Raw genomic sequence first — 22,143 nt, 5'->3', positions numbered from 1 at the left:
GGGGGTGTCTCTGGGGGCGGGGAGGGGTGGGGTGGTGGGGCGGGGTGGGAGGGGGGCACGGTGTGCCTCGGTGCTCATCCGCCCCCCTGTTCATGTCCGCCCGGCCTGTGCCCCGCGATGCCCGATCGCCTTTCGGGGCAGGTCCGTTCGAGTCGTCCTCACCGCTTGAGCGTCACTCTACGGGCTGCCGCGGGCCGGACGGGAACCAGTCCCCGAGCTCGCGGCATCTGACCGGATGATCCCCCTACCCAGGGGTAATCCGCTCTGGCAAGCTCTGCCCATGACACCGCGCGCTGCCGACCGGGCCAGGTACGACCGGGCCACCGCCCACCTCGACGCACCCGTCGCCGTCGTCGATCTGGAGGCGTTCGACGACAACGCCGCGGACCTCGTCCGCCGGGCGGGCGGCAAGCCGATCCGGGTGGCGAGCAAGTCCGTACGCTGCCGGGCGCTGCTGGAGCGCGTGCTGGCCCGGGACGGTTTCGCGGGCATCATGTCGTTCACGCTGGCGGAGTCCCTGTGGCTCGCGCGGTCCGGGTTCGACGACGTACTGCTCGCCTATCCGTCGGCGGACAGGGCCGGGTTCGCCGAGCTCGCCGCCGATCCCAAGCTCGCCGCCGCCGTGACCGTGATGGTCGACGATCCTGCGCAGCTGGAACTGATCGAGCGGGCGCGGGACGGCGGCCGGGAGGAGATCCGGGTCTGCCTGGAGCTGGACACCTCGCTGCGGCTGCTCGGCGGCCGCGTCCGGATAGGCGCGCTGCGTTCGCCGCTCCGCGAGCCGGTGCAGCTGGCGGAGCTGGCCCGCTCGGTGGCCCGCCGCCCCGGCTTCCGGCTGGTCGGCATCATGGCGTACGAGGGTCATGTCGCCGGGGTCGGCGACTCGCTCGCCGGGCGGCCGCTGCGGTCCCGCGCGATCAGGGTCATGCAGAGCGCGGCGCGCAAGGAGCTCGCGGCCCGGCGGGCGGCAGTCGTACGGGCGGTACGAGCCGTCGCACCGGACCTGGAGTTCGTCAACGGCGGCGGCACCGGCAGCGTCCAGCACACCGCCACCGAGCCCGCGGTGACCGAGATCGCGGCGGGATCGGGGCTGTACGTGCCGAGGCTGTTCGACAACTACTCGTCGTTCACCGGACGGCCCGCCGCCCTCTTCGCCCAGCCCGTCGTCCGCAGGCCGGGGGTGGGTGTGGTGACGGTGCTCGGCGGCGGCTATCCCGCCTCGGGGGCCGCCGGCCCCGACCGGTCGCCCGTCCCGTATCTCCCGGAGGGCCTGCGGTACGACCCCCAGGAGGGGGCCGGTGAGGTGCAGACGCCGCTGATCGGCTCCCCCGCCGACGATCTGCTGATCGGCGACAAGGTGTGGTTCCGGCACGCGAAGGCGGGCGAGATGTGCGAGCGGTTCGACGAGCTTCACCTCATCGAGGGCGACGCGGTGACGGCGACCGTACCGACGTACCGGGGTGAGGGACGCACGTTCCTGTAGGGCGGGGGGCGCGGGCCGGGCCGGGCCGAGCGGTCGGCCCGGCCCGGCCCGCTGCCGGCCTAGAGAGGGGTCACGTACGCGCCCGCGATGCCTCCGTCGACCAGGAAGTCCGTGGCGTTGATGAACGACGAGTCGTCGCTGGCCAGGAACGCCACCGCCGCCGCGATCTCGTCCGCCTCCGCGAAACGGCCCACCGGGATGTGGACGAGCCGGCGCGCCGCCCGCTCCGGGTCGCTGGCGAACAGCTCCTGGAGGAGGGGTGTGTTGACCGGCCCGGGGCAGAGCGCGTTCACCCGGATGCCCTCGCGGGCGAACTGCACGCCCAGCTCGCGCGACATGGCGAGGACCCCGCCCTTGGACGCCGTGTACGAGATCTGGGAGGTGGCGGCGCCCATGATCGCGACGAACGAGGCGGTGTTGATGATCGAGCCGCGGCCCTGGCGCTGCATGTAGGGGATGGCGGCCTTGCAGCAGAGGAAGACGGAGGTGAGGTTGACGTCCTGGACGCGCTTCCACGCCTCCAGGCCGGTGGTGAGGATCGAGTCGTCGTCGGGCGGCGAGATGCCCGCGTTGTTGAAGGCGATGTCGACCGAGCCGTAGGTGTCGTACGCCGTCTTGAAGAGCGCGTCGACCTGCTCGGCATCGGTGACGTCGACCCGTACGAACGTGCCGCCCACCTCGTCGGCCGCGGCCTTGCCCGCGATCTCGTCGATGTCGCCGCAGACGACCCGCGCTCCCTCGGAGGCCAGGCGGCGTGCGGTGGCGAGGCCGATGCCGCTGCCGGCACCGGTGATGACGGCCGTACGTCCGACCAGGCGGCGGCAGACGATGGAGTCGTTCGAGTCGTTCGAGTCAGTCGCAGTCATGGTCTCAGGCCTCCGTGCTGATGAAGATGTTCTTGGTCTCGGTGAAAGCGGTGAGCGCGTCGGGGCCCAGTTCGCGGCCGAGGCCCGACTGCTTGTAGCCGCCGAAGGGGGTCGAGTAGCGGACGCTGCTGTGGGAGTTCACGGACAGGTTGCCCGCCCGGACGCCCTGGGAGACGCGCAGGGCCCGGCCGACGTCCCGGGTCCAGATGGACCCGGACAGTCCGTACGCGGTGGCGTTGGCGAGGCGGACCGCGTCCTCCTCGTCGTCGAAGGGGAGGACCACGGCGACGGGGCCGAAGACCTCCTCCGTGGCTGCGGGCGAGTCCGGGCCCGCGCCGGTGAGCACCGTCGGCGCGAACCAGAAGCCCGGACCCTCGGGGGCGCTGCCACGGATGGCTTCGGCGCCCTCGGGGACGTAGGAACGTACGCGCTCCAGCTGGGACTTGGAGATCAGCGGGCCCATCTGTGTCTTGTCGTCCGACGGGTCGCCGACCACCACGCCCTCGATCGCGGGCGCGAGGAGGTCCAGGAAGCGGTCGTACACCGAACGCTGGACGAGGATGCGGGTACGGGCGCAGCAGTCCTGGCCGGAGTTGTCCAGGAAGGACATCGGTGTGGCGGCGACGGCCGCCTCGATGTCGGCGTCCGCGAAGACGATGTTGGGGCTCTTGCCGCCGAGTTCGAGCGTCACGCGCTTCACGCGGTCGGCGCACTTCGCCATGATCTGCTTGCCGACGCGGGTCGAGCCGGTGAAGACGATCTTCGCTACGCCGGGATGCCCGACCAGCGCGTCGCCCGCCACGTCGCCCGCTCCGGGCAGGACCTGGAAGAGATGGTCGGGCAGCCCGGCTTCCAGGGCGAGCTCGGCGAGGCGCAGGGCGGTCAGCGGTGTCGTCTCGGCGGGCTTCAGGACGACCGCGTTGCCGGCGGCGAGCGCGGGCGCCGCGCCCCACGCGGCGATCGGCATGGGGAAGTTCCAGGGCGCGATGACCCCGATCACGCCGAGCGGTTCGAGGAGGGTGATGTCCAGTCCGCCCGCGACGGGGATCTGGCGGCCGTTCAGGCGTTCCACTCCCCCGGCGGCGAAGTCGAGCAGATCGCGTACGTTGCCCGCTTCCCAACGGGCGTTGCCGAGGGTGTGTCCGGCTTCGCGGACCTCCAGCCGGGCGAGTTCCTCGATGTGCTCGTCGACCTTGGCCGCGAAGCGGCGCAGCAGCCGGGCGCGGTCGGCGGGGGCGGCGGCCGCCCAGGCGCGCTGCGCCCCGGTGGCCCGTACGACGGCCGCATCGACGTCGGCGGCGGTGGAGGCCGCGACGGTGGCGATGATTTCCTCGGTGGCCGGGTTGAGGATGTGGTGCTCGAAGGACAAGGCGGGCCTCACAGTCGTTCGAAGGAGCGGCGGAGCTCCCAGTCGGTCACCGCGGAGTCGAACGCCTGGAGTTCGACCCGCGCCATGTTGCGGTAGTGCGCGACCACTTCGTCGCCGAAGGCGGCCTTGGCGATGGGGCTGTTCTCCCAGAGCTCGGCGGCCTCGCGCAGCGACGTGGGCACGTGCGCGTAGTCGCCGGTGTACGCGTTGCCCGTACAGACCTCGGGGAGTTCGAGCTGGTGCTCGATGCCATAGAGGCCCGCCGCGACGAGGCCCGCGACGGCGAGGTGCGGATTGACGTCACCGCCGGGCAGCCGGTTCTCGAAGCGCATGGAGCGGCCGTGGCCGACGACGCGCAGCGAGCAGGTGCGGTTGTCGTGGCCCCAGGCGACGGCGGTCGGCGCGAAGGAGCCGGGCTGGAAGCGTTTGTACGAGTTGATGTTGGGCGCGTAGAGAAGCGAGAAGTCGCGGAGGGCGGCCAGCTGCCCGGCGAGGAAGTGCCGCATGACGGGGGACATTCCGTCGGAGGCGTCGTCGGCCATGACGTTGCGGCCGTTCGCGTCCTGCAGGGACAGATGGATGTGGCAGGAGTTGCCCTCACGCTCGTTGTACTTCGCCATGAAGGTGAGCGAGACGCCTTCCTGGGACGCGATCTCCTTGGCACCGGTCTTGTAGATGGCGTGCTGGTCGCAGGTGACGAGGGCCTCGTCGTACTTGAAGACGATCTCGTGCTGGCCGGGATTGCACTCGCCCTTGGCCGACTCGACGGTCAGGCCGGCCTCGGTCATGTCGTTGCGGATGCGGCGCAGCAGGGGTTCGATGCGACCGGTGCCGAGGACCGAGTAGTCGATGTTGTACTGGTTCGCGGGTACGAGGTCCTTGTAGCCGCGGTCCCAGGCTTCCTCGTAGCTGTCCTTGAAGACGATGAATTCGAGTTCGGTGCCGACGTGTGCGGTGTAGCCGAGCTCGGCGAGACGCTCCAGCTGGCGGCGCAGGATCTGGCGCGGTGCGGCGACGACGGGTGAACCGTCGTTCCAGGCCAGGTCGGCGACGAGCATGGCCGTTCCGTCGTTCCAGGGAACGCGTCGCAGCGTGGAGAGGTCGGGGTGCATGGCGAAGTCGCCGTAGCCGCGGTCCCAGGAGGACATCTCGTATCCGTCGACCGTGTTCATCTCGGTGTCGACGGCGAGGAGGTAGTTGCAGCCCTCGGTGCCGTGGTCCAGTACGTCGTCGAGAAAGAACTGGGCGGCGAACCGCTTGCCCTGGAGGCGCCCCTGCATGTCGGGGAAGGCCAGGACGACTGTGTCGATCTCACCGCTCGCCACGAGGACGCGGAGCTCCTCAAGAGCGAGCGGGGGTGTGCGGTCTGCCACGGAAAGTTCCTCCTTCGGTCAGCCGGAAGCCATAAGGTATGACCGAAGACCATTGCTTGGGAAGGGGAAACCGCAACGTGGCGAGCGAAATCGATTCTGCGGACCGTCTGACGCCCGTACTGCGCCCCGTACGGGCGGGCAACGGATTCGAGGAGGCGCTGGAGCAGATTCTCCAGGTCCTGCGGCTGGGCCTGGTGCCCGTGGGGGAACGGCTGCCCGCCGAGCGCGAGCTGGCCGACCGCCTGCGGATCAGCCGGGTCACACTGCGCGAGGTCCTGAAGGTCCTCCAGGACCAGGGCCTCGTCGAGAGCAGGCGCGGCAGGTACGGCGGTACGTTCGTGCTGCCGCGACCGGACGCCTCCGGAGAGGGCGAGCTGCGCCGGCGCGTGAAGGCCGCGGACGTGGAGGACGCACTGCGCTTCCGCGAGGTGCTGGAGGTCGGTGCGGCCGGGCTGTGCGCGGCGTACGGGCTGACCGACGACGGCGCGCGGCGACTGCGCGAGGCCCTCGCGGCGACGCACGACGCACCGCTGGACGACTACCGCCGGCTGGACACGCTGCTGCATCTCACGCTGGCGGAGCTGTCCGGATCGCCGACGCTGACCGCGCAGTACGCCGCCGTACGCGCCACGGTGAACGGGCTGCTCGACGGCATCCCGCTGCTCGTGCGCAACCTGGAGCACTCGCAGCAGCAGCACACCGCGCTGGTCGAGGCGGTGCTCGACGGGGACGCGGACGGGGCGCGCGAGGTGATGCGCGAGCACTGCTCGGGTACGGCCGCGCTGCTGCGGGGTTTTCTCATGTGACCCGCTCGCTCACGCAACCCTCCGGTGACACCGGACGATGCGGATCCGTAACAGCGGCTTAACGCACAGGCCTTGCGCTGGGACCGGCCGGACCACAAAGGTATGGCAACCCACCATTGACCCGAGGCAGGAGCGGCTCATGGCCGACAGCACCGACTCGCGCACCCCACCCCCTCCCACGGCACCCGCCTCCCCCGATGCCGACGCCCACTATCTGCAACGGCGCACCCTGCGCCGGGGCAGCGCCGGCTGGCTGCTGCTCACCGGGCTCGGCGTCGCCTACGTCGTCTCCGGTGACTTCTCCGGCTGGAACATCGGCCTGGCCGAGGGCGGCTTCGGCGGCCTGGCGATCGCCACGCTCCTGATGGGCGTGATGTACGCCTGTCTGGTCTTCGCACTCGCCGAGCTGTCCGCCATCCTGCCCACGGCGGGCGGCGGCTACGGCTTCGCCCGGCGCGCCCTCGGCACCTGGGGCGGCTTCCTGACCGGCACCGCGATCCTGATCGAGTACGTCCTGGCGCCCGCCGCCATCTCCATCTTCATCGGCGACTACGTCGAGTCGCTGGGCCTCTTCGGGCTCACCGCCGGCTGGCCGGTCTACCTCGCCTGCTTCGCCCTGTTCATCGGCATCCACCTGTGGGGCGTCGGCGAGGCGCTGCGCTTCAGTCTCGTCGTGACCGCCATCGCGGTGGCGGCGCTGCTGATCTTCGCGGTCGGCGCGTTCACCGACTTCAGCGCGGACAATCTCAACGACATACCGGTCGACAAGGAGGCGCTCGGCGCCAACTCCTGGCTGCCGTTCGGACTGCTGGGCATCTGGGCCGCGTTCCCCTTCGGCATGTGGTTCTTCCTCGGAGTCGAGGGTGTTCCGCTGGCCGCCGAGGAGGCCAAGGACCCGGTGCGTTCCATGCCGCGCGCCCTGGCCATCTCCATGGCCGTCCTCGCGCTCCTCGCCCTGATCACCTTCTTCGCCGCCACCGGCGCTCGCGGCTCGGCCGCCGTCCAGGACGCGGGCAATCCGCTGGTCGTGGCGCTCCAGGGGGACGGCGATCCGACGCCGCTCAGCCGCTTCGTCAACTACGCGGGCCTGGCGGGCCTCGTCGCTTCCTTCTTCTCGCTCATCTACGCCGGGTCGCGCCAGCTCTTCGCGCTCTCCCGGGCCGGCTACCTGCCGCGCTTCCTGTCCCTCACGAGCCGCCGCAAGGCCCCGTACCTCGGGCTGCTCATCCCCGGCGCGATCGGCTTCGCGCTGGCGGCGGGGACCGGGGACGGCGCCCGGATGCTGAACATCGCGGTCTTCGGCGCCACCATCTCGTACGCCCTGATGGCGCTCTCGCACATCGTGCTGCGCCGCCGCGAACCCGGCCTCCACCGCCCGTACCGCACACCCGGCGGCATCATCACCTCGTCCGTGGCCTTCGTGCTGGCGCTGTCCGCGCTGGTGGCGACGTTCCTGGTGGACAAGGACGCGGCGTTCATCGCGCTCGGCGTCTACGGCGTCGCTCTCGCCTACTTCGCGTTCTACAGTCGCCACCGGCTCGTCGCCTCGGCTCCCGAGGAGGAGTTCGCCGCCCTGGCGGAGGCCGAGGCCGAACTCGAACGCGACTGATTCACACCTGAGTCCCACACCCGACCGGAGGATCCGTGTCCAAGCCGCTCATCGGCATCAGCACCTACCTGGAGCCCGCCAAGTGGGGCGTCTGGGACATGCCCGCCGCCCTGCTCCCGGCCGGCTATCCGCGACTCGTGCAGGCGGCGGGCGGTCTCGCCGCGATGGTGCCGCCCGACTCGCCGTTGTACGCCGGGGAAGTGGTGGCCCGTCTCGACGGGCTGGTCGTCGCGGGCGGCGCGGATGTCGAACCCGTCCGGTACGGCGCCGCACCGGACCCCCGCACCGGGCCACCGGCCCGGGAGCGGGACGCCTGGGAACTCGCGCTGATCGAGGCCGCTCTGGCGTCCGGTACGCCGCTGCTGGGGATCTGCCGCGGCATGCAGCTGCTGAACGTGGCACGCGGCGGCACGCTCGTCCAGCACCTGGACGGCCACACCGGGGGCCGCGGTGTCCTCGGCCGGCACACGGTGCGGCCGGTGCCCGGCACGCGGTACGCCTCGGTCGTACCGGAGGAGACGGGTGTGCCGACGTACCACCACCAGGCGGCCGACCGGATCGGAGAGGGCCTGGTGGTGTCGGCGTACGCCGAGGACGGGACGCCCGAGGCAGTCGAACTGCCGGGCGGGCAGTGGGTCCTGGGCGTGCAGTGGCATCCCGAGATGGGCGAGGACCTGCGGGTGATGGAGGCCCTGGTGGAGGCCGCGGCAGCCTTCACTGTCATCCGGCCGCCGCTGCGTGAGCGACAGCTCCAGGCCTGACGAGGTCAATCGGGGCGGGGCGGCCCGCCGTGTGCCGGAGTTCGAGCGGTCGAACGGGGGCGGGCGGCGGGGCCGTCGCCCGGCCGCCGCCTTCCCGTCTTCTGTGGCCTGGGTGGCTTCCGCCGTCGTACGGGCCGGCGCCCATGCGCAGGCCGCGTCCCGACGCGGTGTCAGATCCGGCCCGACAGCATGCGGGTGATCGGGCCCAGGGAGCGCTGTTCCGCCTTGCGGCCGGCCACGAACGAGGCAGCGCCGATCGCGACCGCTCCCGCGCCGGCGCCCGCGATGACGGCCTTGCGCGCGTTGAGCAGTACCCAGGCGGTGGACGCCGTCGACGCGACCTTGCCGGCCGCCGAGCCCAGAGCCTGTCGGCTCACCTCGACTCCCTTGATTCCGGCGGCCTTCGCGGAGCCGACCGCGTCGGTGGCCTTGTCCGTGGCCTTCGCGGTGGTGTCGGAGGCCGCGGCCTTGGCGCTGCCCGCCGCGTTCGTCGCCTTCCCGCCGGCGTTCGAGGCCGCCGACTTGGCGGTGCCGGCCGCGCCTGCGGCCTTGCCGTTGGCGGCGCGGGTCGTGGTGGAGTTGGCCCTTGTCCTGGTGTTCTTGTCCTGTTCAGTCATGCCCTTCGGGTATCCGCTGTGGGCCATGACAAACAGTCACCCCTTCTCCTGCGCCGGGCGTGTCAGCCCCAGCAGGTCCCGGGCGGGTCCCGTGGGCCGCGGTCCCGTCGGCCAGACCGCCCGCAGATCGCGGCTCAGCCGTACGCCCTCGACCGGGATTTCGACCAGGCGGCGGGAGGCCAGCTCCTCGCGCACGGCCAGCTCACTGAGCACGCTGGGGCCCGCGCCGCTGACGGCCGCGGCCTTCACCGCTGTTGTGGAAGCGAGTTCGAGGAGGGGGGCGGCGAGGCCGCCGTACCCGGCCAGCGCCGCGTCCAGGACCTGCCGGGTGCCGGAGCCCTTCTCTCGCAGGATCAGCGAGGCCTCGGCCAGTTCCCGGGCGGCCACCGGGCGGCGCCTGCGCGCCCAGGGGTGGTCCTTGGCGGCGACCACGACGAGCCGGTCGTGGCCGATGACGACACCGTCGAGCCCCTCGGGCACGGTCAGTCCCTCCACGAAACCCAGGTCGGCCTCGCCGCCGAGCAGACGCTGCGCGACGGCGGCGGAGTTGCCGGCGAGCAGCGAGACCGCCGTACCCGGGCGCTGTCCGTGCAGCGCGATCAGCCAGCCCGGCAGCAAGTACTCGGCGATCGTCATACTGGCCGCGACCCGCAGCCGCGAGTCCCGCCGCCCGCGCAGCGCCTGCGCCCCCGCGTCGAATGCCTCGGCCGCCTCCACGACGCGGCGCGCCCAGTCGGTGACGAGCGCGCCCGCCTCGGTCAGCCGCGAGCCGCGAGGCGAACGGTCGACGAGGGCGACACCGAGCTGCCGTTCCATGGAACGGATCCGGCTGCTCGCGGCGGGCTGGCTGATGCCGAGCTCCCGCGCCGCGCGTCCCAGGCTGCCGAGCCGGGCGACACCGAGCAGCAGTTCCATCGCGCCGAGGTCCGGTACGCGGTGGGCGAGCGGAACCCGCTCGCCGGAGGCGCGGCCGGGGTCATGGCCGGGACCTGGCAGAGGGTCGGGGTCGCGTGGGCTCATAAGATGAGTTTATGACCCCATAGAGGAATCGTCCCTGGTGGGGGTCGAGGCGTACGGCCAGTGTGGGCGTATGGCCACTTATGCCCAGCCGCGCTCCCTCCTCGCCGCCCCGCGCCTGCCCGTGCTGCGCCATCTCGGCCCCAACTGGTACGCCACGGTCATGGGTACCGCCATCGTCGCCAACGCCGGCGCCGCCCTCCCCTTCGCCGTCCCTGGCCTGCGCCCCGCGCTCACGGTCGTCTGGGCGCTGTCCGCGGTGCTGCTCGGCGCCCTTCTGCTCGCCCGCGCGGGGCACTGGGCGTACCACCGCGACCAGGCGGGCGCGCACCTTCTCGACCCCGCCGTCGCCCCCTTCTACGGCTGCCTGGCCATGGCACTGCTGGCGGTCGGCGGCGGCACCATGACGGTGGGCCGGGACGTCATCGGCCCGCAGGCCGCCGTCGCCGCCGGTTCCGCGCTGTGGGGCGTGGGAACGGCCGTCGGCCTGGTCGCCGCCGTCGCGATCCCGTACCTGATGGTCGTACGCCACCGGGTGGAGCCCGGCAGCGCCTCGCCCGTGTGGCTCCTCCCGGTGGTGGCCCCGATGGTCTCGGCGGCGCTCGGCCCGCAGATCGTCCCGCATCTGCCCGAGGGCCAGTGGCGGGAGGGGATGCTGCTCGCCTGCTACGCGATGTTCGGGCTCAGCCTGCTCGCCACGCTGCTGATGCTGCCGCTGATATTCGCGCGCCTGCTCCACCAGGGGCCGCTGCCGCTCGCGCTGACACCGGCCCTGTTCCTCGTCCTCGGCCCGCTCGGTCAGTCGACCACGGCGGTCAACGCCCTCGCGGACGTGGCCCCCGGCGCGATATCAGCGCCGTATGCCGACGCGCTCGGCGCTTTCGCCGTCCTCTACGGCGTGCCCGTGATGGGCTTCGCGCTGCTGTGGACGGCGCTCGCCGCCGCGCTGGTGTTCAGGGCGGCCAGGAACGGCATGCCGTTCGCCATGACGTGGTGGGCGTTCACCTTCCCCGTGGGGACGTGCGTGACGGGCGCCGCCGGACTCGCCCGCCACACCGGGCTCGACGCCCTCGGCTGGCTGGCCGCCGGCCTGTACGCGGCGCTCGTCCTGGCCTGGGCGGTCGCCGGCGTACGGACGCTGCGCGGGCTGGTCAGCGGAGCGCTGCTCGCAGTACCCGGGGCGCCTCGGCCAGTGACGGCCCGTACCAGGTGAGATGGCGCCCGCTGACGAGCGCGGCGGGCAGCCCGGGGAAGGCCTCGGGCCCGTCGTCGGCCGTGAAGCGGTACGGCTCGTCCGGCAGCACGACGAGGTCCGGCCCGGCGGCGCGCAGTTCGTCGAGGGGGATGCGCGGGTAGCGCTCGGCGTGAGCGGCGTAGAGGTGGTCGACGCCGAGTCTCGCCAGCAGGTCTCCGGCGAAGGTGTCGCGGCCCAGGACCATCCACGGCCGGCGCCAGACGGGCACGACCGCCTTCCGCCGCGGGCCGCCGGTCCGCACGTCGCCCCACGCCGCCTCCGCCGCGTCGAGCCAGCCGGGGCGGGCGCTCAGGCCGCAGCCGCCGACGAGGACCCGCTCCAGCTCGGCGAAGGCCTCGGGGAGGTCCCGGATCACGGTGACCATGACGGTGAGCCCGGCCTGCCGCAGGGCGGCGAGGTCGGGTTCGCGGTTCTCCTCCTCGTTGGCGATCACGAGGTCCGGGCGCAGCCGTACGACCGCCTCGACGTCCGGGTTCTTGGTCCCGCCGACGCGCACGACGTCGAGGTCCGCCGGGTGGCTGCACCAGTCGGTCGCCCCGACGAGCAGGCCGGGCGCGCTGACGGCCACGGCCTCCGTCAGGGACGGTACGAGGGAGACGACGCGCACGGCGGCCCCCGTCAGCCGTCGGCTTCGTCGTCGTGCCCGACGGTCCCCGCCGCCGCGACGACGAGGATCCGGGTTCCGGCTTCGGTGGCCCGCCAGCGATGCCGTACGCCGCCGGACAGAAACAGCGTGTCACCGCGCTCCAGCCGGTACGCCCTGCCCTCGGCCTCCACCTCGGCGGCGCCCTCGGCGATGTACATCAGCTCGTCGCCGTGGTGCTGGAACTCGCGTCCGGTGTCCTGTTCCCCGGTGTACTCGGTGGCCCGCAGCTGATGCCTGCCGCGCACCACGCACCGCACCTCGGCCCCGCCGGCCTCACCGTCGTACCGCACGGCCCGTACGACATCGACCGTACGGCCCGAGTCGGCGGCGTCGATCAGCTCGGCCGCCGAGGTCTCCAGCGCCTGGGCCACCCGCTCCAGGGAGCGGGGGCTGGGTCTGGCACGCTCGTTCTCGATCTGGCTGAGGAACGGCACCGAGAGCCCGCTGCGCGCCGCGACCGTGGCCAGGGTGAGGGCCAGGGACTTGCGACGCCTCCGGACGGCCGTACCGACCCGAAGAGTTTCCTTGTCGTCCATCGCTCCGGCTCCCTCCCTGTCTCGTGGTGGTCAGCACTGGATGCAGCCTACGCAGCTTCGCTCGCCGGTTTCGTACATACGTCAGGGAAGGCCCCCCTGTCCAGGACAGCACCGAGGGGCGGGCCTCGCCACAAGGCGGTGCCCACCCCTCGGTGGAGCTGCGGTGATGCGTCCGCGCCCGGCTCAGCCGGAGGCCGGAGCCATCTTCTCCGCGATACCCGGGTTCTCCTTCATCCAGGCCCGCACGGCCTCCTGCTCGTGACCCGTGCCGCGCTTGTGGATCTCGTTCTCCAGGCCGCCGAGCTGCTGCTCGCTCAGCTTGAAGTTCTTGAACCACTTGGTCAGCCGCGGGTAGTTCGCCGGGAACTCCTCGCTGCCGATGATGTGCAGCCGGTCGCCCTCGCCGAAGAGCTTCTCCGAGTCCTCGAGCTTGGTCATCGGGTACTCGTTGTACGCCCAGTGCGGGGTCCACAGGAGCACCGCGACGGGCTCCTTCTTGGCGTACGCGCGCTTCAGCTCGGCCAGCATGCCCGGCGTGGAGCTGTCGACGACCTCGTACTCCTTGTCCAGGCCGTAGCCGGGCAGGACGTTCTTCTTGAGGTTCTCCATCGTCGCCGTGCCCGGCTCGATGCCGACGATGCGGCCCTTGAACCGGTCGCCCTTGCCCTTGAGGTCCTCGAGGGTCCTGACGTCCTTGACGTACGACGGCACCGCGACCTCGATCGACGTCGGCCCGTACCAGGAGCCGATGTCGGTCAGCTTGTCGCCGTACTTGTCCCAGTAGTTCTTCTGCGTGTACGGCAGCCAGCCGTCGAGCTGTACGTCGACCTGGCCGCGGGACATCGCGGCGTACATCGGACCGACCTCGAACTGCTTGAGGTTGATCTTGTAGCCGCGCTCCTCGAGGACTTCCTTCCACAGGTACGTGGCGGCGATGTCCTCCTCCCACGGGAACCAGGCCATCTCGACGGCCCGGTCGCGCTCGTCCTTGCCGTTGGCGGCCTTGGACGTCTTGGCGACGGGCGCCCACGTGTCGGCGAGGCCCGGGTTGTCCTTGAGCCAGGCGCGGACCGCGTCCTGCTCCTTGCCCTTGCCGGCGCCCTGGATCCGCGCCTCAAGGCCGGTGAGCTGCTCCTCGGACATCTTGAAGTCCTTGAGCCACTCGCCGACGGCCGGGTTGTCCTCCGAGAAGCCCTTGCGGGTCAGCGTGTGCACGCCGTCGCCCTTGCCCCAGGAGCCCTTCGGGTCCTTGAGCTTCTTCAGGTCGTAGGTGCTGTACGCCCAGTGCGGCGACCACAGCGTGGTGACGACGGGCTCCTTCTTGGCGTACGCCCGCTTCAGCTCGGCCAGCATGCCGGGCGTGGAGCCGTCGACGACCTTGTACTCGCCCTCCAGGCCATAGTCCTTCAGGACCTTGTCCTTGAGCAGGCCCATCATTCCGGCGCTGGGCTCGATGCCGATGATGCGGCCCCTGAACCGGTCCGACTTGCCCTTGAGGTCGTCGAGCGAGTCGATGCCCTTCATGTACGAGGGGACGGACAGCTCCAGGGAGGTCGGGCCGTACCAGGAGCCCATGTCCTCCAGCTTGTCCTGGTACTTCGCCCAGTACTTCTCGTGGGTGACGGGCAGCCAGGCGTCGGTCTGGATGTCGATCTGGCCGGTGGACTGGCCGGTGTAGAGCGAGCCCGCTTCGTACTGCTTGGCGTCGACTTCGTAGCCGCGCTGCTCCAGCAGTTCCTTCCAGAGGAAGGTGGAGGCGATGCCCTCGTCCCACGGGATGTAGCCCATGGAGATCTTCTTGCCCTGGCCGACGTTCCCGGGGTCGTCGGCGTTGGTGGCCTTGGTGCCGCCGAACATGCTCATGCCGCCCGCGATCAGGGCGAGTACCACTACGCCCGCGACGGCGACGGCGGGCTGGGGGCGGTAGTTCCAGATCTTCAGGCCGCCGGCCGAGCCCGCGAGGGCCTTCGCCCGGGCGAGCGCGCGGCGGCCGAGCGGGGAGACCTGATGGCCGAGCGCGCCGGTCATCCGGTCCAGGTACATGGCCAGGATGACGATGGAGAGGCCGGCCTCGAAGCCGAGCCCGACGTCGATGTTGCCGAGCGCGCGGTAGACGGCGCCGCCGAGGCCGCCCGCGCCGACCATGCCGGCGATGACCACCATGGACAGGCCCAGCATGATGACCTGGTTGATACCGGCCATGATCGTCGGCAGGGCCAGCGGAAGCTGCACGCGCAGCAGGGTGTTGCGGGGGCTCGTACCGAACGCCTGGGCCGCTTCGACGAGGTCGCCGTCGACCTGGCGGATGCCGAGTTCGGTCATACGGACGCCGGGGGGCAGCGCGAAGATGATCGTCGCGATGATGCCGGGGACCGCGCCGACGCCGAAGAAGAGCACGCCGGGGATCAGGTAGACCATCGCCGGCATGGTCTGCATGAAGTCCATGACGGGGCGGGTCACGGCGCTGACCGTCTTGGAGCGCGCGGACCAGATGCCCAGGGGCACGGCGACGGCCAGCGTGATGATGGTCGCGACGAGGACCAGCGAGAGGGTCGACATGGCGTCGTCCCACATCTCGATCGAGTCGATGAGCGCGAAGCCGGCGAAGGCCAGTGCGCCGGCGGTCAGGCCGCGCAGCCAGCACGCCACGACGGCCAGGATGCCTGCGAGCAGCAGGGGTTCGGGAGCGGCGAGGACATCGTAAATGCCGTCCTGCATGCCGCTGATGACGGTGCTGGCGGCTTCGAAGACGGTGGAGAGGTGGGTCTGGAGCCAGTCGACGCCGTTGTTGACCCACTCGCCCATGGGGATCCTAGGCACCGGCGGTCACCTTGCTCACGGAGTCGGCGGGCGCTGTGTCCCGGTGGGGCTCGGCCGACGGCATCGGCTCACCGAGGACCGCGAGCAGCCTGGCGCGCGGTACGACGCCGATCAGCTTGCCGTCGGCGCCGGTCACGGCGACGGGTGCGCCACTGGTGGAGCAGGGGGTGAAGAGTTCGATGACCGGGGTGTCCTCGGGAACGGTCGCGGGGGCCGCGTCGAGCACGTCCTGGGCGTCGCGCAGTTCCTGGCCCTCGTCCGTCCTCGTGCCGAGGACCGTCCCGGGGCCGACCATGATCGCGCCCGCGGTGAGCACCCGGGAGCGGTCCACGTCCTGGGTGAAGGAGGCGACGTAGTCGTTGGCCGGGGTGACGAGGATGTCCTCGGCGGTGCCCAGCTGGACGATGCGGCCGTCGCGCATGACGGCGATGCGGTCGCCGAGGCGCATGGCCTCGTTCAGGTCGTGTGTGATGAAGACAATGGTCTTCTTCAGCCGCTTCTGGAGTTCGAGGAGCTGGTCCTGCATGTCACGGCGGATCAGCGGGTCGAGGGCGCTGAACGACTCGTCCATCAGCAGCAGATCGGCGTCGGTGGCGAGCGCGCGGGCCAGGCCGACGCGCTGCTGCATGCCGCCGGACAGCTCGTCGGGCCAGGACTTCTCCCAGCCCTTGAGCCCGGCGAGTTCGAGGGCCTCGGTGGCGCGCTTCTCGCGTTCGGCGCGCGGTACGCCCTGTACTTCGAGGCCGTAACCGGCGTTCTCGAGAACGCTCCGGTGCGGGAACAGCGCGAAGTGCTGGAACACCATGCTGATCTTCGAGGAGCGCACGGCGCGCAGCGCGGCGGGGCTCAGCGCGGTGAGGTCCTGGCCGTCGAAGAGGACCTTGCCCGCCGTCGGCTCCAGCAGCCCGTTGAGCATCCGCAGCAGAGTGGACTTGCCGGATCCGGACAGGCCCATGACCACGAAGATATGGCCCGGTTCGACGGAGAACGAGGCGTCGATCACCGCGGCCGTCGTCCCGTCGGCGCGCAGTTCGTCACGGTCCACTCCGCTTTCGAGCTTCCGTACCGCCTCTTCGGGTCGTCTGCCGAACACTTTGTACAAGTGATCGGCTTGCAGCCTGGACACATACACCTCACGCGTTGAACCGAAAACGGCTCGCCACACCCCCGCGGTCGGCGAGCCGTGGAGCGGTACGGATTCGGTCCGTATCACCCATCAAGAAGTTGAAATCGAAATGGGGTCCACTCCGAGGCCGCGCCTGCCCGTGCTTATCCAGGTCAAACACGAGAGTGATCCAGTTCACCGGCCGGCCACTTTCATGGCGTAGCGCAGCACCACCCGTCAGGAATCGCACTCATTCGGCATCGCACCCGTCCGGCATCGCGCCCGTCCGGCGCCGGGGGCGTACGGCATGATCGGGGTGTGACGCGACGCCTGATGCTCCTCGACACCGCTTCCCTCTACTTCCGCGCGTATTTCGGAGTCCCGGACTCCGTACGCGCTCCGGACGGCACGCCCGTCAACGCCGTACGCGGCCTGCTCGACTTCATCACCCGGCTCGTCCAGGACCACCACCCCGACGACCTCGTCGCCTGCATGGACGCGGACTGGCGGCCGCACTGGCGTGTTGAGCTGATCCCCTCGTACAAGGCCCACCGGGTCGCGGAGGAAACGACGACCGGACCCGACGAAGAGGAGATCCCGGACACGCTCTCGCCGCAGGTGCCGATCATCGAGGACGTGCTCGACGCGCTCGGGATCGCCCGCGTGGGCGTCGAACCGTACGAGGCGGACGACGTGATCGGCACGCTCGCGGGGCTGGCCACCGGCCCCGTCGACATCGTCACCGGCGACCGCGACCTCTACCAGCTGGTCGACGACGCCCGTCAGGTGCGCGTGCTGTACCCGCTGAAAGGCGTCGGCTCGCTCCAGGTCACCGACGAGGCGTGGCTTCGCGAGAAGTACGCCGTGAACGGTCCCGGGTACGTCGATCTGGCGCTCCTGCGCGGCGACCCGAGCGACGGACTCCCGGGCGTTCCCGGGATCGGCGAGAAGACCGCCGCGAAACTCCTCGACGCGTACGGCGACCTGGCCGGGATCATGGCAGCGGTCGGTGACCCCACGTCCAGGCTGACGCCGTCGCAGCGCAAGCGGCTCGACGAGGCGCGGGACTACATCACGGTCGCGCCCAAGGTGGTGCGCGTCGCGTCCGACGTACCGCTGCCGGACTTCGATCCGGCGCTGCCGTCCGAGCCGCTCGATCCAGCGTCGCTCGACGAGCTGGCGGCGCGCTGGGGACTGGGCGGCTCGCTGGAGCGGCTGCTCACCACGCTCCACGCATAGACTGCTAACTTAGGTAAGCCTAAGCAAGCAGAGCGAGAGTCAGGGGACAGTGCCGTGGCAGAACGACCGGCCCGCAGGACACCGCAGGCACGCGAGGCGCGGGTGGTGCGCACCGAGCGGATCACGCCGCACATGGTGCGCGTCGTCCTGGGCGGTGACGGGCTGGCCGGCTTCGCCGCCGACGAGTTCACCGACCACTACATCAAGGTGCTGTTCCCGCCGGCCGGCGTGACGTATCCGGAGCCGTTCGACATGGCCCGCATCCGGGAGGAACTCCCGGCCGAGCAGTGGCCGGTCACCCGGACGTACACGGTGCGCGCCTGGGACGCCGTACAGCGCGAGCTGACGGTCGACTTCGTGGTGCACGGCGACGAGGGGCTGGCGGGCCCCTGGGCGGCGCGGGCGCGCCCGGGCGATACGGTGCGCTTCCTCGGCCCCGGCGGCGGTTACGCCCCCGACCCGGCGGCCGACTGGCACCTGCTGGTGGGCGACGAGAGCGCGCTCCCCGCGATCGCCGCTGCCCTGGAGCGCATGCCGGAGGGCGCCGTGGTGCACGCCTTCGTCGAGGTGGCGGGCCCCGAGGAGGAGCAGAAGATCGTCACGCCGGACGGTGTCACGGTGAGCTGGCTGCACCGCGGCCACGGCCCGGTGGGCGAGGCCCTGATCGCCGCCGTACGCGGCCTCGACTTCCCGGCGGGCGACGTGCACGCCTTCGTCCACGGCGAGGCGGGCTTCGTGAAGGACCTCCGCCGCCACCTGCGCGTGGACCGTCAGGTCGCGCGCGAGCGGCTCTCCATCTCCGGCTACTGGCGTCTCGGCCAGGACGACGACGCGTGGCGCGCGATCAAGCGCGAGTGGAACGAGCAGGTCGAGCGCGAGCAGGAGTCCGCCGCCTGATCCGCCGCTCCCCGTTGCCCGTACGGACGCGCCTCGGCCCCTCGCCGGTACTCAGCGGGGGGCCTTGCCGCTGCCCTTTCCGCTGACGCTCCCCTTGTCGTCGCCCCCGCCACTCACGCTTCCCTCGCGCCTCCCCTTCGCACCCCCGTACGTACGGGCGGACTCGTCCACCTGCGCGAGTCTGCGCAGCGCCGTGAGCACCGCGTCCCCCAGCACCGTGCCGATCACCACGCTCTCCACGAGGTCGTCCATCGCGGCCCGTCCCGCGACGTAGGCGAGGTCCGCGCGGGCGACGGTCTGCGCGGCGTCGGCGTAGTCGTCGAGCACCCGGGCGAAGCCGCCGTGCCCGAGCCGGCCGAGCGCGGCCAGCGCCGCGGCCAGTGCGGCGGCGGCCGGGTTGCCCTGGTCGACCTGCCAGCCGCGGCGCTCGATCAGGGCGGCCACCTCGGCCCGGGCGGCCACCGCCTCGTCGTCCGCCTCCTCGCCGTACCGCGTGATGATGCTGTTCGTGGCCTCGCCGAGTACGCCGTGCACCGGCCGGGCGGGGTCGTCCACCGCCGCGAGCACCTCCCGGATGGCGGCCACCTTGAGCCCCCCGACATCGAGCAGCGCGCGGATCAGCCGCAGCCTGCGCTCGTGCGACTCGTCGTAGCTCGCCTGGTTCGGGCTGGTCAGCTGCCCCGGCGGCAACAGCCCTTCCCGTACGTAGAACTTCACCGTCGGCACCGGAACCCCGGTTCTGCGACTCAACTCACCGATGCGCACTTCGCGTTCGCCTCTCCGTACTTGCCAACCCCCATCCCATCATAGATAGTTTCGCTATCGGATAGCAGCAAGTGCCACTATCCATTTGCTTCCAAGGGGAACCCATGCTCATCACGTCTTCGTCCCGCCCGTGGCTCGCCTGGCACCGGCCGTTACTCGTCTTCTCCGCCGCGATGGCGGTCCTGGCCGTCGTCTCGGCGATGGGGATGATCGTCGACGACCGCGTGCTGGCCGGCTCGGCGATCTGGTTCAAGCCCCTCAAGTTCTCGGTGTCGCTGCTGATGTACGCGATGACACTGGCCTGGATGCTGTCGCTGGCCACGCGCGGCCACCGGGTGGGGTGGTGGGCCGGCACGGTCGTCGCACTGACGGGAGCGATCGAGATGGTCGTCATCGTCGGCCAGGTGATCCGGGGCAGGCGCAGCCACTTCAACTACGAAACCGCCTTCGACGGGCTGCTGTTCAACATCATGGCCGTGACGATCGTGACGCTGTGGTCCGGCTCGCTGGTCATCGCGGTGCTGCTCTTCCGCTCCCAACTGGCCGACCGCGCGTCGGCCTGGGCGATCCGGCTCGGCGCCGTCATCGCGCTGGTGGGCGCCGCTCTGGGCAACCTGATGACGCAGCCCACCCCCGAGCAGCGGGCCGCCGGCGGCCGGGGCGTTTCCGACGTGGTCGGCGCGCACAGCGTCGGCGTACCGGAGGGCGGCCCGTCGATGCCGCTGACGGGCTGGTCCACGACCGGCGGCGACCTGCGCATACCGCACTTCGTCGGCATGCACGCCCTTCAGCTGATCCCGTTGTTCCTGCTCGCCCTCGTCGCCCTGGCCCCGCGCCTGGCCCGCCTGCGCGACGAACGTGTACGGCTGCGGCTCGTTCTGGTGTCCTCCGGCTCGTACGCCGCCGTCCTCGCACTCGTCACCTGGCAGGCGCTGCGCGGCCAGGCGCTGATCCACCCGGACGGCGCCACACTGTCGGCCGCGGCACTGATCGCGGTCGGCGCGTTCACGGGAACCCTCGTATCGCTGCGTACAAGTCGCCCCCGGGAAGCGGCGGGCGAGGGCGTCACCTCGAAGGAGCTTGTGGCATGACCGGAGCCCTGTTCGAGATCACCTTCTGGCTGGCCGCCCCCGTCTGGCTGCTGCTGATCTTCGCGCCCGCCTGGGGGCCGACCGCGCGCCTCGCCGCATCACCCTGGACCGTCGCTCCGGTCCTCGTGGTCTATTTCGCCATGGCGCTCCCGGTCCTGCCCGAGCTGTGGGCGGCGGTGCGGGCGCCCGACATCGACGTCTTCCGTGAGCTGGCGGCCGAGGCCAACGGGGCGGGGGCCATCTGGGCGCAGATCATCGCCTGGGATCTGCTGATCGGCCAGTGGATGTTCCTCGAAGCCCGCAGGCTCTCCGTCCATCCCCTGATCATGGGCCCGCTGCTGGTGCTGACGATCCTGCTCTCGCCGTTCGCCCTGCCGGTTTTCCTGGTCCTGCGCGCGGTGCGGACGAAGGCGACCATGAGGAGTGGAACGATCTCCGCACAGGACCAATCCAGGAAGCCGACGGCTCCGAATACGCGGTGAAGCCCGTTCTGGGCCCGGTCGGTCCGCACTGTGGAGGAAGCCGCGTGAACGAAGTCGTGCACATCGGGGGCATCGCCTCGGCGCCGCCCGATCTCCCGGAGCTGCTGGGACGGGTCGCACGCGGTGACCGCGACGCCTTCAGCCAGGTCTACGACGCGGTCTGCGGCCCCGTACTGGGCCTGGTGCGCGCGGTGCTCCGCGACCCCGCCCAGTCGGAGGAGGTCGCCCAGGAGGTGCTCATCGAGGTATGGCGGGGCGCCGCGCGCTTCCAGCCGTCCCGCGGCTCGGCCATGACCTGGGTGCTCACGCTGGCGCACCGGCGGGCCGTCGACCGTGTCCGGTCCGCGCAGGCGTCCTCGGACCGCGAGCGGAAGGCGGCGCTGCTGGACCGGACGCCCGCCTTCGACGAAGTGACCGAGGAGGTGGAGAGCCGACTCGAACGCGAGCAGGTACGGCGCTGTCTGCGGACCCTCACCGAACTCCAGCGGCAGTCGGTGACGCTCGCCTACTACCGGGGTCTGGCCTACCGCGAGGTGGCCGAACTGCTGGCCGTACCGCTCGGCACAGTCAAAACACGCCTGCGCGACGGACTGATCCGGATGCGCGACTGTCTGGGGGTCGGCACATGAGCACTGCGGAGCTGCACACACTGACCGGGGCGTACGCACTGCACGCGCTGAGCGCCGAAGAGCGCTCGGAGTTCGAGCGGCACCTCGAGGACTGTCCGCCGTGCGCCCAGGAGGTGCGTGAACTCACCGAGACCGCGGGGCGGCTGGGGCTCGCGGTGACCATGACACCGCCCGCCGTGCTCAAGGAGCAGGTGATGCGGCGGATCACCTCGGAACGCCAGGACCCGCCCAAGGTCGCGGAGCCCTCCCCGGGGCCCGCCACCAAACGCCGGGCACGCGCTCTGCCGCGCTTCGCCCTCGCTGCCTGCCTGGCCGCGGCGGCCGCCTTCGGCGGAGTCGCGGTGTGGCAGCACCAGGAGGCACAGGACGCCCAGGAGCAGGCGCAGCGCTCCGAGCGGCAGTCCGAGGAACTGGCCGAGGTGCTCGCCGCGCCGGACGCCGAGGTCACCACCGGAAAGCTGACGGACGGCGCCAGCGGCACGGTGGTCGTCTCGCGTGACCGCAACAAGGCCGCCTTCCTGGCCTCGGGGATGCCGGAGCCGCCGAGCGGCAAGGTGTACCAGTTGTGGTTCGACGACAAGGGCACGATGCGGTCAGCCGGCCTGATGGAGGGCTCCGCGCTCTCGGCGCCGGCTCTGGCGGTACTGATGGAAGGACCCGTCGACACGGCACGTGGGATGGGCATCACCGTCGAACCGGCGGGCGGCTCCGAGCAGCCGACCACGACTCCCCTGGCCCTGATGGACTTCCCGGCCGCGTGAGCGGACACCCGGGCCT

General features: G+C 71.3%; 21 protein-coding genes. 11 read left to right on the top strand and 10 right to left on the bottom strand.

What is annotated here, in order from left to right:
• Positions 1-280 precede the first annotated feature (280 nt).
• Positions 281-1,483 carry an amino acid deaminase/aldolase gene (locus ACWIHY_RS08995; protein ID WP_454374961.1) on the top strand — a complete coding sequence of 401 codons (1,203 nt, stop codon included), beginning with the start codon at positions 281-283 and terminating at the stop codon, positions 1,481-1,483.
• Between the two features lie 59 nt (positions 1,484-1,542).
• On the opposite strand, the gene ACWIHY_RS08990 is transcribed toward ACWIHY_RS08995, so the two are convergent.
• Genes ACWIHY_RS08990 through ACWIHY_RS08980 form a run of 3 tightly spaced genes read right to left on the bottom strand, consistent with a single transcriptional unit; the run spans position 1,543 to position 5,091 of the window.
• The gene (locus ACWIHY_RS08990; RefSeq protein ID WP_454374960.1) at positions 1,543-2,349 is read right to left on the bottom strand and encodes a 3-oxoacyl-ACP reductase; all 807 of its coding nucleotides are present in this window, start codon (positions 2,347-2,349) and stop codon (positions 1,543-1,545) included.
• 4 nt (positions 2,350-2,353) lie between these two features.
• Positions 2,354-3,760 carry an aldehyde dehydrogenase family protein gene (locus tag ACWIHY_RS08985; RefSeq protein ID WP_454375129.1) on the bottom strand — a complete coding sequence of 469 codons (1,407 nt, stop codon included), beginning with the start codon at positions 3,758-3,760 and terminating at the stop codon, positions 2,354-2,356.
• On the bottom strand, positions 3,727-5,091 hold the full coding sequence (locus ACWIHY_RS08980) for a glutamine synthetase family protein (protein ID WP_454374959.1): 1,365 nt from the start codon (positions 5,089-5,091) through the stop codon (positions 3,727-3,729). Before ACWIHY_RS08980 ends, ACWIHY_RS08985 begins: the two co-directional genes overlap by 34 nt.
• A 38-nt stretch (positions 5,092-5,129) precedes the next feature.
• On the opposite strand from ACWIHY_RS08980, the gene ACWIHY_RS08975 reads away from it, so the two are divergent.
• From ACWIHY_RS08975 to ACWIHY_RS08965, 3 genes are all read left to right on the top strand, one after another.
• Positions 5,130-5,897, top strand: coding sequence for a FadR/GntR family transcriptional regulator (locus ACWIHY_RS08975; RefSeq protein ID WP_454374958.1), 768 nt, complete (start codon positions 5,130-5,132; stop codon positions 5,895-5,897).
• A 139-nt stretch (positions 5,898-6,036) separates the two neighbouring features.
• The gene (eat, locus tag ACWIHY_RS08970; protein WP_454374957.1) at positions 6,037-7,506 is read left to right on the top strand and encodes an ethanolamine permease; all 1,470 of its coding nucleotides are present in this window, start codon (positions 6,037-6,039) and stop codon (positions 7,504-7,506) included.
• A gap of 35 nt (positions 7,507-7,541) precedes the next feature.
• Positions 7,542-8,267, top strand: a complete 726-nt coding sequence (locus ACWIHY_RS08965; RefSeq protein WP_454374956.1) for a gamma-glutamyl-gamma-aminobutyrate hydrolase family protein — start codon at positions 7,542-7,544, stop codon at positions 8,265-8,267.
• A 170-nt stretch (positions 8,268-8,437) separates the two neighbouring features.
• On the opposite strand, the gene ACWIHY_RS08960 is transcribed toward ACWIHY_RS08965, so the two are convergent.
• Positions 8,438-8,884 (bottom strand): hypothetical protein, encoded by a 447-nt coding sequence (locus tag ACWIHY_RS08960; protein WP_454374955.1) that lies wholly within the window; start codon positions 8,882-8,884, stop codon positions 8,438-8,440.
• Between the two features lie 36 nt (positions 8,885-8,920).
• Positions 8,921-9,799 (bottom strand): LysR family transcriptional regulator, encoded by an 879-nt coding sequence (locus tag ACWIHY_RS08955; protein ID WP_454375128.1) that lies wholly within the window; start codon positions 9,797-9,799, stop codon positions 8,921-8,923.
• A 175-nt stretch (positions 9,800-9,974) separates the two neighbouring features.
• On the opposite strand from ACWIHY_RS08955, the gene ACWIHY_RS08950 reads away from it, so the two are divergent.
• Complete coding sequence (locus ACWIHY_RS08950) at positions 9,975-11,114, top strand: TDT family transporter (protein WP_454374954.1); 1,140 nt, start codon at positions 9,975-9,977, stop codon at positions 11,112-11,114.
• Here the strand turns inward: ACWIHY_RS08950 and ACWIHY_RS08945 are convergent.
• The 4 genes from ACWIHY_RS08945 to ACWIHY_RS08930 form a co-directional block, all read right to left on the bottom strand.
• Positions 11,053-11,763, bottom strand: a complete 711-nt coding sequence (locus ACWIHY_RS08945; RefSeq protein ID WP_454374953.1) for a helical backbone metal receptor — start codon at positions 11,761-11,763, stop codon at positions 11,053-11,055. The two genes, ACWIHY_RS08950 and ACWIHY_RS08945, sit on opposite strands and share 62 nt — an antisense overlap.
• Positions 11,764-11,774: 11 nt before the next feature.
• A complete protein-coding gene (locus ACWIHY_RS08940) occupies positions 11,775-12,338 on the bottom strand; it encodes a helix-turn-helix domain-containing protein (protein ID WP_454374952.1) in 564 nt (187 codons plus the stop codon).
• Between the two features lie 183 nt (positions 12,339-12,521).
• The gene (locus ACWIHY_RS08935) at positions 12,522-15,143 is read right to left on the bottom strand and encodes an ABC transporter permease/substrate binding protein (protein WP_454375127.1); all 2,622 of its coding nucleotides are present in this window, start codon (positions 15,141-15,143) and stop codon (positions 12,522-12,524) included.
• Positions 15,144-15,150: 7 nt separating this feature from the next.
• Positions 15,151-16,284 (bottom strand): quaternary amine ABC transporter ATP-binding protein, encoded by a 1,134-nt coding sequence (locus ACWIHY_RS08930; RefSeq protein ID WP_454374951.1) that lies wholly within the window; start codon positions 16,282-16,284, stop codon positions 15,151-15,153.
• A 312-nt stretch (positions 16,285-16,596) separates the two neighbouring features.
• Here ACWIHY_RS08930 and ACWIHY_RS08925 point away from each other — a divergent pair, with 312 nt between their 5' ends.
• Entirely contained in the window at positions 16,597-17,502 is a 906-nt protein-coding gene (locus ACWIHY_RS08925; protein ID WP_454375126.1) for a 5'-3' exonuclease, read from the top strand.
• A gap of 54 nt (positions 17,503-17,556) precedes the next feature.
• On the top strand, positions 17,557-18,399 hold the full coding sequence (locus ACWIHY_RS08920) for a siderophore-interacting protein (protein ID WP_454374950.1): 843 nt from the start codon (positions 17,557-17,559) through the stop codon (positions 18,397-18,399).
• A 51-nt stretch (positions 18,400-18,450) separates the two neighbouring features.
• Here the strand turns inward: ACWIHY_RS08920 and ACWIHY_RS08915 are convergent, their stop codons facing one another.
• Positions 18,451-19,164: a MerR family transcriptional regulator gene (locus ACWIHY_RS08915; protein WP_454374949.1), complete on the bottom strand. Its 714-nt coding sequence runs from the start codon at positions 19,162-19,164 to the stop codon at positions 18,451-18,453.
• Between the two features lie 173 nt (positions 19,165-19,337).
• Here ACWIHY_RS08915 and ACWIHY_RS08910 point away from each other — a divergent pair, with 173 nt between their 5' ends.
• From ACWIHY_RS08910 to ACWIHY_RS08895, 4 genes are read left to right on the top strand one after another with little or no spacing between them, the layout of a single operon-like run.
• A complete protein-coding gene (locus ACWIHY_RS08910) occupies positions 19,338-20,255 on the top strand; it encodes a hypothetical protein (RefSeq protein WP_454375125.1) in 918 nt (305 codons plus the stop codon).
• Positions 20,252-20,737: an ABA4-like family protein gene (locus ACWIHY_RS08905; RefSeq protein WP_454374948.1), complete on the top strand. Its 486-nt coding sequence runs from the start codon at positions 20,252-20,254 to the stop codon at positions 20,735-20,737. Before ACWIHY_RS08910 ends, ACWIHY_RS08905 begins: the two co-directional genes overlap by 4 nt.
• Positions 20,738-20,781: 44 nt before the next feature.
• The gene (locus ACWIHY_RS08900) at positions 20,782-21,366 is read left to right on the top strand and encodes a sigma-70 family RNA polymerase sigma factor (RefSeq protein WP_454374947.1); all 585 of its coding nucleotides are present in this window, start codon (positions 20,782-20,784) and stop codon (positions 21,364-21,366) included.
• A complete protein-coding gene (locus tag ACWIHY_RS08895) occupies positions 21,363-22,127 on the top strand; it encodes an anti-sigma factor (RefSeq protein ID WP_454374946.1) in 765 nt (254 codons plus the stop codon). The genes ACWIHY_RS08900 and ACWIHY_RS08895 overlap by 4 nt, the downstream gene beginning before the upstream one ends.
• Positions 22,128-22,143 lie beyond the last annotated feature (16 nt).

Source organism: Streptomyces sp. NPDC055287 (assembly GCF_053646035.1).
The sequence above is the reverse complement of the archived record's forward strand: the minus strand, read 5'-3'. Positions and strand labels throughout refer to the sequence as shown.

Excerpts from the sequence above, each read along its gene's own strand:
- ACWIHY_RS08960 (WP_454374955.1), bottom strand. The coding sequence starts at position 8,884 with ATGACTGAACAGGACAAGAACACCAGGACAAGGGCCAACTCCACCACG.
- ACWIHY_RS08925 (WP_454375126.1), top strand. The coding sequence starts at position 16,597 with ATGCTCCTCGACACCGCTTCCCTCTACTTCCGCGCGTATTTCGGAGTC.
- ACWIHY_RS08950 (WP_454374954.1), top strand. The coding sequence starts at position 9,975 with ATGGCCACTTATGCCCAGCCGCGCTCCCTCCTCGCCGCCCCGCGCCTG.
- ACWIHY_RS08975 (WP_454374958.1), top strand. The coding sequence starts at position 5,130 with ATGACCGAAGACCATTGCTTGGGAAGGGGAAACCGCAACGTGGCGAGC.
- eat (WP_454374957.1), top strand. The coding sequence starts at position 6,037 with ATGGCCGACAGCACCGACTCGCGCACCCCACCCCCTCCCACGGCACCC.
- ACWIHY_RS08935 (WP_454375127.1), bottom strand. The coding sequence starts at position 15,143 with ATGGGCGAGTGGGTCAACAACGGCGTCGACTGGCTCCAGACCCACCTC.
- ACWIHY_RS08940 (WP_454374952.1), bottom strand. The coding sequence starts at position 12,338 with ATGGACGACAAGGAAACTCTTCGGGTCGGTACGGCCGTCCGGAGGCGT.
- ACWIHY_RS08910 (WP_454375125.1), top strand. The coding sequence starts at position 19,338 with ATGGCGGTCCTGGCCGTCGTCTCGGCGATGGGGATGATCGTCGACGAC.
- ACWIHY_RS08905 (WP_454374948.1), top strand. The coding sequence starts at position 20,252 with ATGACCGGAGCCCTGTTCGAGATCACCTTCTGGCTGGCCGCCCCCGTC.
- ACWIHY_RS08990 (WP_454374960.1), bottom strand. The coding sequence starts at position 2,349 with ATGACTGCGACTGACTCGAACGACTCGAACGACTCCATCGTCTGCCGC.
- ACWIHY_RS08995 (WP_454374961.1), top strand. The coding sequence starts at position 281 with ATGACACCGCGCGCTGCCGACCGGGCCAGGTACGACCGGGCCACCGCC.
- ACWIHY_RS08955 (WP_454375128.1), bottom strand. The coding sequence starts at position 9,799 with ATGGAACTGCTGCTCGGTGTCGCCCGGCTCGGCAGCCTGGGACGCGCG.
- ACWIHY_RS08895 (WP_454374946.1), top strand. The coding sequence starts at position 21,363 with ATGAGCACTGCGGAGCTGCACACACTGACCGGGGCGTACGCACTGCAC.